Origin of the sequence: Nostoc sp. (genome assembly GCF_036917355.1) — a bacterium.
Classification (GTDB): domain Bacteria; phylum Cyanobacteriota; class Cyanobacteriia; order Cyanobacteriales; family Nostocaceae; genus Nostoc.
Window position 1 is genome coordinate 68429 of record NZ_JBALDP010000015.1, and the last position, 14735, is coordinate 83163.

Annotated in this window: 16 protein-coding genes; 6 read left to right on the plus strand and 10 right to left on the minus strand. The window is 40.0% G+C overall.

Annotation, left to right across the window (positions count from 1 at the left end; all coding sequences use genetic code 11):
• Positions 1-136: 136 nt before the first annotated feature.
• Both V7K53_RS04240 and ilvB read left to right on the plus strand, forming a co-directional pair.
• A complete protein-coding gene (locus V7K53_RS04240) occupies positions 137-1399 on the plus strand; it encodes an MFS transporter (RefSeq protein WP_335196396.1) in 1263 nt (420 codons plus the stop codon).
• Positions 1400-1525: 126 nt separating this feature from the next.
• Positions 1526-3421, plus strand: a complete 1896-nt coding sequence (gene ilvB / locus V7K53_RS04245) for a biosynthetic-type acetolactate synthase large subunit (protein ID WP_335196397.1) — start codon at positions 1526-1528, stop codon at positions 3419-3421.
• Between the two features lie 103 nt (positions 3422-3524).
• Here ilvB and V7K53_RS33990 read toward each other — a convergent pair whose 3' ends face one another.
• The 4 genes from V7K53_RS33990 to egtC form a co-directional block, all read right to left on the minus strand.
• Positions 3525-3635 (minus strand): DUF4351 domain-containing protein, encoded by a 111-nt coding sequence (locus tag V7K53_RS33990; protein ID WP_442940467.1) that lies wholly within the window; start codon positions 3633-3635, stop codon positions 3525-3527.
• Positions 3636-4436: 801 nt separating this feature from the next.
• On the minus strand, positions 4437-4631 hold the full coding sequence (locus V7K53_RS04250) for a hypothetical protein (RefSeq protein ID WP_335196398.1): 195 nt from the start codon (positions 4629-4631) through the stop codon (positions 4437-4439).
• Between the two features lie 442 nt (positions 4632-5073).
• A complete protein-coding gene (gene egtD / locus V7K53_RS04255; RefSeq protein WP_335196399.1) occupies positions 5074-6108 on the minus strand; it encodes an L-histidine N(alpha)-methyltransferase in 1035 nt (344 codons plus the stop codon).
• 345 nt (positions 6109-6453) lie between these two features.
• Positions 6454-7242: an ergothioneine biosynthesis protein EgtC gene (gene egtC / locus V7K53_RS04260; RefSeq protein ID WP_335196400.1), complete on the minus strand. Its 789-nt coding sequence runs from the start codon at positions 7240-7242 to the stop codon at positions 6454-6456.
• A 1-nt stretch (position 7243) separates the two neighbouring features.
• Here egtC and V7K53_RS04265 point away from each other — a divergent pair, with 1 nt between their 5' ends.
• Positions 7244-8005 carry a nucleotidyltransferase domain-containing protein gene (locus V7K53_RS04265; protein WP_335196401.1) on the plus strand — a complete coding sequence of 254 codons (762 nt, stop codon included), beginning with the start codon at positions 7244-7246 and terminating at the stop codon, positions 8003-8005.
• A 76-nt stretch (positions 8006-8081) separates the two neighbouring features.
• Here the strand turns inward: V7K53_RS04265 and V7K53_RS04270 are convergent, their stop codons facing one another.
• From V7K53_RS04270 to V7K53_RS04285, 4 genes are all read right to left on the minus strand, one after another.
• On the minus strand, positions 8082-8462 hold the full coding sequence (locus V7K53_RS04270; protein WP_292732078.1) for a DUF423 domain-containing protein: 381 nt from the start codon (positions 8460-8462) through the stop codon (positions 8082-8084).
• Positions 8463-8556: 94 nt separating this feature from the next.
• On the minus strand, positions 8557-9036 hold the full coding sequence (locus tag V7K53_RS04275) for a hypothetical protein (RefSeq protein ID WP_334839882.1): 480 nt from the start codon (positions 9034-9036) through the stop codon (positions 8557-8559).
• 191 nt (positions 9037-9227) lie between these two features.
• On the minus strand, positions 9228-9659 hold the full coding sequence (locus V7K53_RS04280; protein ID WP_335196402.1) for a GFA family protein: 432 nt from the start codon (positions 9657-9659) through the stop codon (positions 9228-9230).
• Between the two features lie 249 nt (positions 9660-9908).
• Positions 9909-10277 (minus strand): hypothetical protein, encoded by a 369-nt coding sequence (locus V7K53_RS04285; protein ID WP_322637697.1) that lies wholly within the window; start codon positions 10275-10277, stop codon positions 9909-9911.
• Between the two features lie 1072 nt (positions 10278-11349).
• On the opposite strand from V7K53_RS04285, the gene V7K53_RS04290 reads away from it, so the two are divergent.
• Positions 11350-11967, plus strand: coding sequence for a DUF4760 domain-containing protein (locus V7K53_RS04290; RefSeq protein WP_335196403.1), 618 nt, complete (start codon positions 11350-11352; stop codon positions 11965-11967).
• Positions 11968-11989: 22 nt separating this feature from the next.
• Here the strand turns inward: V7K53_RS04290 and V7K53_RS04295 are convergent, their stop codons facing one another.
• A complete protein-coding gene (locus V7K53_RS04295) occupies positions 11990-12259 on the minus strand; it encodes an AMP-binding protein (RefSeq protein WP_335191696.1) in 270 nt (89 codons plus the stop codon).
• A 491-nt stretch (positions 12260-12750) separates the two neighbouring features.
• Between V7K53_RS04295 and V7K53_RS04300 the strand changes: the two genes are divergently transcribed.
• Positions 12751-13731 carry a helix-turn-helix domain-containing protein gene (locus V7K53_RS04300; RefSeq protein ID WP_335191698.1) on the plus strand — a complete coding sequence of 327 codons (981 nt, stop codon included), beginning with the start codon at positions 12751-12753 and terminating at the stop codon, positions 13729-13731.
• Positions 13732-13788: 57 nt separating this feature from the next.
• Entirely contained in the window at positions 13789-13986 is a 198-nt protein-coding gene (locus tag V7K53_RS04305; RefSeq protein WP_335191700.1) for a hypothetical protein, read from the plus strand.
• Between the two features lie 182 nt (positions 13987-14168).
• Here V7K53_RS04305 and V7K53_RS04310 read toward each other — a convergent pair whose 3' ends face one another.
• Positions 14169-14606 carry a DUF6918 family protein gene (locus tag V7K53_RS04310; RefSeq protein WP_335196404.1) on the minus strand — a complete coding sequence of 146 codons (438 nt, stop codon included), beginning with the start codon at positions 14604-14606 and terminating at the stop codon, positions 14169-14171.
• Between the last annotated feature and the right edge of the window lie 129 nt (positions 14607-14735).

Sequence of the window (14735 nt, forward strand, 5' to 3'; positions counted from 1 at the left end):
AGGAGTTAGGAGTGAGGAGTGATCAAGGGAACAGGTTACAGGTGACAAAAAATAGCCAAGAAAAACTATACCCTATCCCCTATGCCCTATACCCTATCCCCATACCCTATCCCCATCTACCTAAAAAAAGTATCTAATGTTTCCAACTGAACCGGCTGCTGTTAATAACGGCTTTGGCGCACTACTAAAGAACCGTGGTTTTATGCTCCTGTGGATTGGGCAATTGGTATCCCAGTTAGCAGATAAGGTGTTCTTCGTTTTGATGATTGCTCTGTTGGAGAACTACTCACCGCTTCCTGGGTTAGCACAAAACTCAATGTACTCAACCTTAATGCTTTCGTTTACAATACCAGCAATTTTATTCGGCTCTGCTGGTGGTATCTTTGTTGACCGCTTCCCAAAAAAGCTGATTATGGTCGGCTCAGATATTGTGCGGGGAATATTGACGCTTTGTCTTCCCTTATTGCCACGACAATTCCTGATTTTGTTAATCCTGACTTTTGCCATTTCCACGGTGACGCAGTTTTTTGCACCAGCGGAACAAGCAGCTATTCCCTTGTTGGTGAAGCGAGAAAATTTGTTGGCAGCCAATGCGCTCTTTAGCAGCACGATGATGGGAGCATTAATTGTTGGCTTTGCAATAGGAGAGCCGATTTTGAGTTTGGCGAAAAGCTGGATGGGAGAAGAATACGGTCAAGAGCTTGTAGTTGGTGGACTATACATATTATCAGCTGCAATTATGCAGCCAATCAAGTTTAAAGAACATAAACCCCACCGAGAACACCAGACATCAAATCACCCTTGGGCTGAATTCACCGAGAGCCTGCGCTATCTCAAGAAAAACCCTTTGATCTTGAATGCGATGCTGCAACTGACAACCTTATATTGTGTATTTGCAGCCTTAACTGTGCTGACGATTCGATTAGCCGAGGAGTTTGGTCTAAAAGAAAAACAGTTTGGCTTTTTCTTGGCAGCAGCAGGGGTAGGTATGGTCTTTGGTGCTGCAATTTTAGGTCATTGGGGTGATAAATTGCATCACAAGCCTCTACCTTTAATTGGATTTTTGATGATGGCACTAGTTTTAGGGGTGTTCACTTTTACGCATAACTTATTGTTGGCGCTAGGACTTTGTGCATTTTTGGGTGTAGGTGCTGCCTTAATTGGTGTCCCTATGCAAACTTTAATTCAACAGCAAACACCACCTACCATGCACGGTAAAGTATTTGGCTTTCAAAATCATGCCGTCAACATAGCTCTGGCATTACCTCTGGCGATTACTGGGCCATTAACTGATGCTCTGGGCTTGCGAATTGTGCTGGTAGCAATGAGTATTGTTGTCGTGGTTGTTGGTGTTTGGGCTTGGAAAAATACCCGCAATGTCTTGCAAGACGTAATTTAACTAATGTAAGCTAATAATCTAGCTTTATATTTAATATAAAAATTAATAAGATTTTAATTGAAGTTTTCAATTAAAATGAAATCTTAACTACAGAATTCAGCATTAACTTTAGCTATAGTCTGAGGTTTGACCGTGCGATCGCTTTCCCCAATTAGTCTCCCACAAACCGAGAATCACAAACAGTCTCGTGCTTCTAGTCCACCAGTCGTGCCCAAACGTGCATCTGGCGGTTTTGCTCTGCTTGACAGCCTTCATCGCCACGGCGTTGATTATATTTTTGGTTATCCTGGTGGGGCAATTCTACCAATTTACGACGACCTGTATAAGGTGGAAGCAACTGGTGCTATGAAGCACATTCTCGTGAGACACGAGCAAGGCGCAGCCCACGCTGCTGATGGTTATGCCCGTGCTACAGGCAAAGTAGGAGTATGCTTTGGTACTTCTGGCCCAGGAGCAACTAACTTGGTGACAGGCATCGCCACCGCCTACATGGATTCAATCCCGATGATTGTGGTTACAGGACAGGTAGCACGTCCGTCGATTGGTACAGATGCGTTTCAGGAAACTGATATTTACGGGATTACCCTCCCAATCGTCAAGCACTCCTATGTAGTGCGCGATCCCAAAGATATGGCGCGAATTGTCGCCGAAGCCTTCCACATCGCTAGCACTGGCCGTCCAGGGCCAGTTTTGATTGATGTCCCCAAAGATGTAGCTTTAGAAGAATTTGACTACGTACCTATAAAACCAGGTTCAGTAAAGCTACGCGGTTATCGTCCCACTGTAAAGGGAAATCCCCGGCAGATTAATGCCGCGATCCAGTTGATTACTGAAAGTCGCCGTCCGCTATTGTATGTGGGTGGTGGTGCGATCGCAGCTGGTGCCCATGAAGAAATCAAACAACTAGCTGAATTATTCAATATCCCTGTCACCACAACCTTAATGGGGATCGGTGCATTTGACGAACATCATCCCCTAGCTTTGGGAATGTTGGGGATGCACGGTACAGCTTATGCTAACTTTGCGGTTAGTGATTGTGATTTGCTGATTTGCGTTGGCGCTAGATTTGACGATCGCGTTACAGGTAAATTAGACGAATTCGCCTCCCGCGCTAAAGTAATTCACATCGACATCGATCCTGCAGAAGTCGGCAAAAACCGCATTCCTGAAGTGCCCATCGTCGGCGATGTGCGGAATGTGTTAGTAGACTTATTGCGTCGCTGTAAAGAAACGGGCGTTAAGGCTACACCTAATCAAAACCAAGAATGGTTAAATTTAGTTAACCGTTGGCGCGAAGAGTATCCTCTCATCGTGCCGCAGCATACCGACAGCATTTCACCCCAAGAAGTAATTGTAGAAGTCAACAGCCAAGCACCCAACGCTTTCTACACCACAGATGTCGGACAACATCAAATGTGGGCAGCACAATTCCTGAAGAACGGCCCAAGGCGCTGGATTTCTAGCGCTGGTTTAGGAACTATGGGTTTTGGCTTACCTGCAGCAATGGGTGCGAAAGTGGCGTTTCCTGATGAAGAAGTCATCTGTATCAGCGGTGATGCTAGTTTCCAAATGTGTTTACAGGAACTAGGAACAATCTCACAGTATGGAATAAATGTCAAGACAATAATTATCAACAACGGCTGGCAAGGGATGGTGCGCCAGTGGCAGCAAGCCTTCTATGGTGAACGTTACTCATGTTCAGACATGGAAGTAGGGATGCCAGACGTAGAGTTATTGGCAAAAGCTTATGGCATTAAGGGCATGATAATCAGCGATCGCAGTCAATTAAAAGATGCGATCGCCGAAATGCTAGCACACAATGGCCCAGTAATTTTAAATGTCCACGTCACCAGAGACGAAAACTGCTATCCAATGGTAGCCCCTGGTAAGAGCAACGCTCAAATGGTCGGTTTGCAGAAGCAAGCGCCGAAAGCAGCATCCGAGCCAGTGTATTGTAGCCATTGCAATGCCAAAAATGCTCCTACCCACAACTTCTGTGCTGAGTGTGGGACGAAGCTGTAACGCTTTTTGATAATTCAAGAGATAGTGGGAGCAAGGAGAAGGGGAGAAAGATGCAGGAATATCCCTCTAATTCCTGCCCCCTTTCCTCTTGAGTAGGTGTCGCTTAATCTCCCAGATTAGGTTGAGCTAAAAAGATATTTACTAAGTAATTTACTAAATCGCTTTGACTGTTGAAATCTAACAGCGCCTCAGCTAACTCTTCTAGTTGAGTAATCGATTTACATAAATCAAAAAAATCTCATTTTAATTAATTGTTATCTGTCTTATCTAATAGGAATGGGTTGTAGTTTAAGGATGTCTACAGCTAAACTCATATCGAGCAAACCTAAATCATCTGTGGGTTTATATTCTCAATATTTACTTAATATAGTCAAACTTAGTGTACATTGCTGAAATATACACGTATTTCTTAACGAAAACTACCTTATCAAACTTAGGTTTTATTAAAAATTCATATACTTTTTGCTTTAATTAGTTAAATATGCGAGTTAGAGTTGATTTTATATAAATCAGTTTTGTCAAAAAGTTCAGTAACATTCCTCTTTTATTAACAAGTTAAATATCACTAGAATATTAATAGTTGTGCTGGCTTAGTTGATTAAAAAAATGTCAATTATTCCCGGTGTATCTATTTCTAACTCTCTTTGAGGCAGATTTAGTAGTCTTAAAATAACCGCTCTTTTTCTTTTACAAAAGAGAGTTTAGCTTCCCCTTGATTGAGGGAGGTTAGATTGTTGTTAGCGAATTAATGTACTAAGCATCAATAGTCTATTCATTTAGAAATCGCTGTGTTCCAGTTTTCTTGGGCAACAGCGTCATGATTTCTATTGGAAAATTGCAGTTTTATTTCTAACTGAGAACAAACACAACTTCTTTAAGCTTTGAATATTTATCAACCCATTTTACCAATCTCCATGCAACAATATATTTCTCATTTGCTCATACTGGTATTAGGAACAAGTTCAACTTTGCTCATTACTCCATGTCAGGCTCAAACTCCGGTAAAAACCAACAGTCAAAATCCTGATAATGTTACTTCCATACCTTCAAGTTTACCTTCGGCTACAAAATTAACTGATTTTGCCAATTCTACTAATAGCAAACCACCTCTTCTTTCTGAGGCAACTAATAACTCTTCTGCTACTAATGGCAATATAACAGCAAATAAGCCTCGTCCACGGGTTCCTATATTCAGCAGAATTTTTCCCACACCTTCGATGCAGCAATAATTAGCAGCTAAACATTTAGTTTATTTGCTTGGCTCGATCGGATGGGAGCATTCATTCATACGTTATGTAAAATGTACATAATCTAGTGAAAATACTACCCCAGCAAGAGCGATTCTAATTGTTCTCTCTTTTTGGGGTGCGAGAATATCATATGGGTAGGTAAATTTTGCATTTGTGCAAGAAGTCTAATATAGAAATCCGGTTTGATTCCTGAATTTAGTTGCGTAGACAGGGGACAGGGAATAGGGGACAGAGTCTTGTTCAAAAATCAAATAGGAATCCTATATACTTTGACCTCTCTTCTAAAAGAAGAGAGGCTTTGAGTATTACTCCCCAACGCTTGTAGACAAGGGCTGTTTTTGTTAGATATATATTGGACTCAACTGAGAACCACTATATATATGAGACGTACTCTGATTTGCTTTATGCTTGTAGCTGACAGAGTAGTAAGCCAAACCATTGATTTGGATCTGTCCACACATGAAGAGGTAATAAACCTTGTGCGGTTAGTTGGTGTTTGATGATATTAAGGTCAAATTTGCGGGAAATTTCGGTGAGGATAGTCTCATCTAGTGCAAAATTAAGCTTAAGATTAAGAGCGCGTAATTCTACAATTTGCGATCGCAAGCTGCGTAAATGCATTTCTATTTGATGCTCGCTTTCATTGTAAAATGCCCAGTGTTCAAACTGGGTGGTGTCAAAGTTACCCTCAAATCGCTGATTTAAATGTTCCAGCATATTGAGGTTAAATGCAGCTGTTACTCCCTGGCTATCGTTATAAGCTGGTTCCAAAATCTGTTTTGGCTTTCGTAAATCTATCCCCAATAAAAAATACTCACCTACTTGTAGAGCATTGGTAATTTGAGAGAAGAACACATCACACTCATCAGGAGTAAGATTGCCTAAGCTGCTACCAATAAAACAAATCATCCGACTGGGTAATTGCGTCGGTAGGAGTTTTGCAAGGGCTAATTCATAGGTTCCCGCTAGTGCATAAACTTGGAGTAAGGGATAATCTTCTAATAACTGCTTGGCACTACTTTCCAACATACCTGCACATACATCAATTGGTAGGTAGTGCAGAGGATAGCCTATTTGCTGGTAGGCATCTAGTAAAATGCGGGTTTTACTAGAACTACCACTGCCAAGTTCTACCAATTCACAAACACCAGTTATCTTGGCAATTTCACCAGCATACTGCTGTAAAATCGTTGTTTCTGTACGTGTAAGATAATATTCTGGTAAATCACAGATTTGCTCAAACAGATCGGAACCACGGTCATCATAAAAGTAACAAGGGGGTAGAGATTTAGGTGTTTGAGTTAATCCTTTCACTACATCACTCTCAGCACTAGGTGCAACTATTTGAGTTGCTCCTATCAAACGCTCTATCTGCAAGCGTTTTTCAACGCTGCTTTGAGAAGTAACCTTACTGTTAAGAGCTTTAGATATCGACATGAAACCTCCGTTTGCTTGGCGTAATAGGTTACTTTGATAGCAGACCTTTACCCCAATCAGTGAAACACATAGCCATAGTTAATAAAATCATGCTTGAGCAATATAGCTCAAGCTTTCAAGCTATTTTTCCGCATTTTCCCATTAAAATAGTAGCAAGTAAGTGCCTAAGTGCTATATTCTTGCAGCGATAAAGATTCGATCTAGGCAATATACCCCAAGTACCAGCAAATAGCAGATCGAGTCAGAATGAGATTGACTAGAGAATGTGGCTTCGTCATATCCTGGAATAGTGCAAAAGTTTTCAAGCGACATTTATCGAAAGCTTAAGAAATAGCCTCTTTCACACTAGATTTGCTCAATTTGGATCTCACAGTCTGCTCCCACACTAATGATGCTATTTTCTGGGCAAGCAATCCAATTACCTAGAAATAGAGGTTCAGAGGCAATAATTACGGATTGTGGGAAAGTCGGATCGTCCCGTATCCAGTAAAGAGATGGAGGCGGTGAAGTGGTAGCAAAACGAGAAGCTATTAAACGATGTCCGTCACTAAAGATTAAATTGAGCGAGGCTTCTACTTGATAGCGTTTTGCCATCTCTAAAAGCGTTAATAATGTGGTGCGTAAGGCATACTCTGGAGGTCGATGTTTGTTAATTTGACTTTGCGAAAGTAACAATGCAAAAATGTGTTCTGAGTCAGTATTGCCATTAATTTTTTCGTAAAATTCTTGGGTTAAAGTGCTGCGGATTTTTCTGTGTAATGTTTTGCGGAAATTTTCGATTCGTCCATTGTGAATAAATAGCTGTTGTTGATGGTTAAAAGGCTGACAGTTAGCAAAATCTACGGCTTGTCCTGGTGTAGCACTACGGACATAAGCAAGTACACACTTTGATTCGACGTAACGGCTGAGACTGGGTAGATTTATATCATTCCAAATAGGTAGGGTATTTTTGTAGATAAAAGGATCGGTATCTTTTTGACTATGATACCAACCCACACCAAAGCCATCTGCATTTACCACCTCAGAGATCGTTTCGCGGGGTTGAGAACTCTGGACTATAAGTGAGTGTTCTGGTTTATATAGAAGATGTTCTAAAGAAATAGGCGAACCGAGGTAAGCAAGTAAACGGCACATTATGAATATTCCAACTTCTATTAACACAATTATTGGGCAACAGCCTTACCCGTTTTTATTCACCATCATCAGTGGTTCCCACTTATATGGCTTTCCCTCAGCCGATTCTGATTATGACTTGCGTGGTGTGCATATTTTACCAGTTCAAGAAGTAGTGGGATTACAGACTAGAAATGAAACTATTGAAGTTTCAGAAGTTCGCGAATCTTTAGAGATTGATTTAGTAACTCATGATGTAAAAAAATTCTTTTTGATGCTACTTAAAAAGAATGGTTATGTATTAGAACAATTGTATTCTCCTTTAATATTAATAACCTCACCTGAGCATGAGGAATTAAAAATTATTGCTAAAAATTGTATTACCCGTCACCATAGCTACCATTATATTGGTTTTGCCGCAACACAATGGAAACTTTTTGATAAAGAAAATGCGCATCGAATTAAGCCGTTGCTTTATGTTTACCGAGTTCTATTAACTGGGATCTATCTGATGCAAGCAGGAGTAATTGAGTCTAATTTAATTAAGCTAAATGAGGTTTTTAATTTACCATATATTTCTGATTTGATCGCCCAAAAAATAGCGGGCACAGAAAAGTCTGTTTTGTCAGATATTAATGTAGATTTTCATCAAAGAGAATATGAACGTCTGCGTAATAAGTTACAGGAGGCATATCAATCTAGCCCATTACCTGAAACACCTTCAGCTAATGCAGATTTGGATAATTTGTTAATACGCCTGAGAGCAATGAGCTATAAATTATAAGCTTTTGTAAAAATGAGGTGAATGAGCTTATAAAAAATGGAGTTAAGAGTTAAAAACTCTTAACTCCTAACTTTTTTTACAACTTCAAATTCCAAGCAGCAAAAGCTAAAGCACCCCAACCTGCAAGAAAGGCTGTGCCGCCTAGTGGTGCGATCGCTCCCAAGGATTTAATACCGGTTAAGCTAAGGGCGTACAAGCTACCTGAGAAAATAGCAATACCAATGATAAATAGCCATCCACTGGCTACGAGTGTGGGTTGAGGGGACTCGGTACGACTAATTAGTATGGCTACTAGAAAAAGTGCAAGAGCATGATACATTTGGTAACGAGCGCCAGTTTCAAAAATTTCTAGCGATCGCTCACTAATCTTTTCCCGCAAGGCATGGGAAGCAAAAGCACCAGCAGCAACCGACAAACCGCCTAAAATGGCAGCTACGCTCAAAAAAATCTGCGTCATTAGACCTAGCTGTAAGTTGGTAAAGTAGTCATTAGTGAATAACAAATAACAAATGACAAAAGACGAAGGACAAAGGACAAATGACTAATGACAATTAAACATCAAAATGATATGATACAGCCCCTTCTTCGTTCACCTTAAAGTTTGCATTGAATTCTTTAGCTTTTTCATCTAAATATTGTCTGGCGTGGGCTGCGGGTAGTTGTGACTGGATGGCAAAGCCTAAAACAGTTACGCGCCCATTATTTTCTTGTAGCATCTCATAAAAAATCGATTGCAGGCGATCGCTAACTTGTTGATTAATCGCCTTTTTCTCCTGCCGACTTTGACGGTACAATCCCAATGCTAACCACGTGCCCAGTGTTAGGGTAGGGACACCAAAAATTAGACCACCAGCAGCAGCATTATTATCTTCATAAGTAGCATTCGGTGCATTAAACTCATACTCACCCGTGGGTATTATGATGGCTTTACGTGTAGCAAATTTTTCTAAGGCCGCTGTTGCTGATAGAGTTACAAACATGAATCCGAGTGTCAGTAGCCAACCGGCAGCTAATTTTTCAGCAGTTTTCATAGTTTCACTTCAGATTTACACTTTGCTAGCGATTTTAACCTGACTTTCATAAAGGTTCCAATATATCAATCTACTCCCAGCGACAGTTTTTTAGCTTTTACACAATATTTTTTCAGGACTTACGCAACTGGCACAATGCGATGCCTGCGGCGGGCTACGCCTACGCTAGTTGATAGTACACCAGCCACTATTTACCGCTCTGATGGAGGTGCAAACTGTGCAAATACCTCTGCCCCTGTTAGGTTCTTGGTTTCATTGGCAAAACAGTAATATTTGGGCTTTTCATCAATGAATACCTGATGATCGAAAACAAGACCTTCACAGATATCGAATAGTCCAACGGGTATGAAATACTGGTTACTTTGTTTCAATCTGTAAAAGAGATGGCTACCACACTTCTTACAGAATCCACGCTCTGCCCATTCTGAAGATTGATAAATTCCGATATTTTCTTCACCAGAGAAGCTAACATCACTTTTACACTCAACTACTAACAAAGGTCCTCCACCCCAATTGCGACACATACTACAATGACATGCTCCGACCTGATTACTAATACGGGTTGTAGATAGGTTTACTACTCCACACAGGCAGCTACCTTTTGCAATGCTCACATTAGACATATTTTTTTCTCCGCTCCCAAAAATGCGCTCTAATTTTACATTCTTTTTTGTTTCATACTGGAAGTATCTGCACTATTCAGTCCAGAGTCTGATACAACTAATCTAGCCGCTTCTTGACACTGATTAAAATCAACATTGATGTTACATCTCCAATTTAAAAATATGGAGTTTTGCGTTTATGGCGTAGAGTATAACTTGATGGATGGGCTGAGGTACGAAGCCCATCTACCGTGCTTAAGTACAAACGTCTTATTTCAGTTTGCAGCTTGCGGTAAGTTCTAGATTGTAGAAAGTCCCTGGTTTGGGATTAATTGAACGCAACTGCTGGATAAAAGCATTAAATGTTGTATTGCTTATGCCGAAGCCAGCTTCAGCACAAGCAGATAAACCTCCTTCGATGGGAATAGATCCGGTTCTGGGACTATATACAATGAATTTATCGACGGTGCTAGTGCCGACTGCAAACCCGATAACCTGGCGAACTGTTCGCAAAGCGGCATTATCTAAGGGACCACCAATACTGCCAATACTGATATTAACCGCACGACTTTCAGCAAAGGCTGGCGCGCTAATCGACAATACAGTCCCGACAATCATCAAACAGGTGAATTTCTTCATTTTCCTCTCTTCCAAAAAATTGAAAAACTAATAATTAGGTTTCGACATGGATGAATTACATCAGAGACTTTGCCATGTAAGGTTTTCAGACACTAGGGTGTATGTAAACTACAAAATCTATGATTCTGAACTTTTGGGGATTACTTCAGCATTAGGTCTTTCGTTTTCTGAAAAATGTTAATTTCTTAAAAATTCTTTATAAAGTCGCCTTTGCAGACCCTGGCTATCTAAGCACTTCACTCGACTGAAACCCTATGTAGGTAAAAACGTGGAATAACTATATTATTATACTGACATAGTACTTTTTTATATCAGTGATTGAAACTGAAATCGCAACTAACTGCCATAAATCCTCTTTTCATAACCTATCCATTCTTTTTCTCGTAACAGATACTTTTGAATTTTACCAGTGCTAGTTTTTGGCAGAGACGATCCCTTGGAAACTGAATCTTGAAAAATTTTTCACCTAAAACCTCACACTAATAGCTCAGGGCTACTGAAAGCCCCGTCTCTTTAGAGCGGGGAAGCTTACTCCCACGCGATTGCTAGATTAAGACCCACGGATCTTTTTATTGATATTCTCGTGGTTAAGTCTACTTACCTGATCGAATTTGGCTTGAAATTGGGTAAGGTGAATGTGATCGCTGTAGCTGCGATGAGGTATGGTAAGTATTAAATTTTGATGAAAATTTTCAAGTCGTGCAAAATCTAACTGTTAGCTGATGTTATTAAATTGTAAGTTGATGAGGATAATGATATGAGCTAGTTAACTGTAGTATGTGTGACATAAAATAATGCTAAGATATGTTACAATAAATTTACAAACTAAATCTATCGAAACAAAGAAGGTAAAAAAATTGCTTACCTTCAGTTTGTGCTGTTGTAGTTTTTTAAAGGAGGAGAAAATGCTAACATTTGCTGGCGATCCTGGGTTTTAAACCTAGATTAGTTTAGTATTTATGAACCTGACTAAAACCAAGAAAAAGGTTGATTGACTAACCAGCTTGGATAGTCAGGTTTATTTAATTAAAATTAAGATAGTTTTTAACGTCAAATTTTAATAAAAAATATAATGGCAAACCGAAAAAAGAAACCTGGAGAGTTTTTTGGATTTAATCTGATAGTTTCCATAACAGTTGGTAGTGCAGCACTATTTTTCTCAGTATTGATTACAGTTTTATTTATTTTTAATAAAAATATTGATATTGACAGAGAGATTCTTAAGTTTATTCTTACTACAGTTGGGGTAAGTGGAGGTATTACTAGCGCTTTTTATGTGGGTGAAAGTTTTCGAGAGAATGCTAAATATAAAAAACAAGATAAATCAATGATGTACATTTCGGCTTGGACTAGTCCTCAATTTGCCGTGGTTAGAAAATCACTTCGTAAAGTTAGAAATCTAATCAAAGGAGTAGCTGAAGATAAGCAATCAACAATTATTAATGAAGAGCTAAATAAAGACCTCGAGCTGGGAGAAGATATAGTTACTATTCTTAATTTTCTAGAAGAAATAGCAGTTGGTATTAAAAACGATTTAATTGATGAAGATATTATATATGACTACTTTCAGATTATTGTTAAAAGAGTTTGTAGAGTTTTTGGAATATGGGTTGAAGAACAACGTCTCCAAAGGGGGAGTAAGCTATATATTTGTTTATTTGAATTAAATAAGAAATGGGAAGATAAATAATATTGTGAGCATAGATAAAAATTTAACGATCGCTCTTACTGTCGCCCCAGCAAAATGAATGGGCTTCCAGCATGGGTGGAGTATTGAAACAAAAAAAAGCGACGCGATCGCCTTTTTCAAGTCCAGCATGATGCAGTGCTGAGGCTAGACAATTTATCCGCTCTGCAAAATCCCTGTAAGTGAAGCGTTTTTGATTATATATAATAGAAACTTTCTGACTATAGACTTTAGCATTACGTTGAATAAAAGTTAGAGGTGTGAGAAAGCTGCGCTCAACTGCTTCAGGGTTCATGGCTAATGCTAACAGTAATTATTTACAAAGGAGCATACCATACGGTCTTAAGGCGCTACATGATTGTTACAGTACTTAGTTCCCGCGATCGCATTCAATTAGACTAGATCCAGGGGCAGGCTCAGTCTACATTGATATTTCGGTTACTGTTATTACTGTCACCAACAATGGAACTCCTCAGCGATTTCACGGAAGCTATGTGCTGCGACGAGTCAATCATTTTCCTGGCTCAACTCCAGAGAAGCGTAGATGGCATCTCCACTCGGCGAATATTTGCAAATGATACGCACTCAAGGTTTCTTATCACAGAGATGCGAGTATCATTTTTCCAATCGCGACTGCGTTTATTATTGGTTTGTTCCAGTGTTAATGATGAATTAAAAAATTTAAATTATACAAATAGCATCCGGAAAATGAAAGTGAAGTTAGGAAAAATAGTGAAGATATGATTGTAATTTTCTTTGATTGAGTTAATATAAAAGGCTTTCACAATGGTTACTACTCCCATACACTATTTGCAAATTCTGGGCAATCCGAATATTGAAATTTCTCAAGATGAGTTGCGATCGCTTTTAGGAGAAATAGAAGTACAACTGCATCGTAGCCAAGTTTATCGACGTGCTTTAGCGATTGTACAGAAGTTAATAGGTGAAGAAACAGATCGGGCCCAAGATTTATTAAAAGCCGTAGGTAGAGAAGCGATCGGTTTAGCATTTCGACAATTTGCCCAACAAGCTCAAAAAGTTGAAACAGCTACAGATACGAAGCAAGCTATAGAAACAGTCAATTCTTCATCAGAGATACAGCAGGAGCATTGCACCCAAACAGAGCAATCCTCTAAAAATGCAGGAGAAAATTCGCTGTGGAAAAAACCACTACAATTTCTGAATCATCAGAGAGTTTCTCAAGCAGAACTTGCCTTGCAAGCAGATCAACAACGCATGGTGTGCCTACGTCAAATCGGGCAACAACTCCAAAAAAACCGTCAGTCCAAAGGGCTTTCTTTGGATCACATCCAGCTTTCCACTCATATCCGAACCGAGCTGATAGAGGCATTAGAAAACGGTAACTCGAAAGAATTACCAGATGACATTTTTGTACGTGGATTTATACGACGTTATGGAGATGCTTTAGGACTTAATGGTGTTGCTTTAGCTGCTTCTTTACCAGTACAAGCAGCTATACCAGTAACTCAGCCTCTTTCGTACCAATCTAAAAAAGGAATGGGATTGGAAATTCGTCCGACGCATTTATATGTAGGTTATACAGCTCTTCTTGCTGGTGCAATGGGAGGATTAGCTTTGATGTCCCAGCAACAAGCAAATACCAATATATCAACTGAGCAAGATAACTCTTCTTCTGTTTTACAATCGGTAAAACAACAATCCCCTACTCTTAAACCAGGGATTAAATCTACTAATACTGGTGTAGCTGTCGGATCTGATATTTCCCCACCAGAAGGATTATATTAACGACGCACCTTCTAGAATTATCTCAGGCGATCGCTTTGCGCTGCGGTGGCTTTAGCCATGAACAAACCATCTCAAGCGATCGCAATTTACGATCGTCCAGAAGATTTGCTACAGCACTATGACTTTTCTATTCTGGGCGCAAATTTAAATACTATAAAGAGTACTAAAAGGATAAGCGATCGCAGTCGATTCATTAACGAAGCTGTGCAATATTATACTACTCAAAAAGCCTTAGTCAATCTTGGAGAACAGTAAAAAGAAGGAGCCATCCAACAGGCGGAACTTGATTTGGAGTTGGTAAAGTTTTGAGGCGATATCTGGCGACAAGACGCCTTGCCTCTAAGCACTTTCGCCAATTTAATATCTGCCCCGTATGCCAGCCACCGACGCATCGAACGGCGGCATACGTTGGTTGATTGTGATTCTTCTCTTCTGGCTCAAGCCTTAGTGTAATTATTGATTACCTTGGCTAAATCTGGCACTGCTTCTTCTACGTGTTTTTTGGCCGAACCGCGAAGTTTTTCATAGGTTCCTCGCACTATTTGGCGGTTTGAGTTCTTGACTCTCGCATCGGTAACACCCAGTAGCGCGTCTGCTGTATCAGAGCGATTCACACTCAGATATTCAACTGGGTTGCCTTTCTCTACGCCTTGACTCCAGATGGGATCGAGAGCTGTAAAGCATTGCGGCAAAATCTGCTCAACCACATAGGGAATATACCCTGGCTTAACCCCTTTCAGCGCGGCGAATGCAGTTTTCAAAGCGATGCCGCTCATGCCTGACTTGGATGCAAGCTGTCCTTCGATCATATTGCAACAGTCCTCTATGACCATAGCTTTTTTGGTCGGGTTCAAAAGTCCGTCGCTAAGTCCCATTTCACTCTTCCTTATCTAAGTACTTAATTCTATTCGACTAATTTTTTTAGCAAGCAGGAAATTACAGAAAATGGTATCAGAGTTAGAGGATGTTGTAGATAAGCTGATACGCCTTTAGGCTGCATAGTT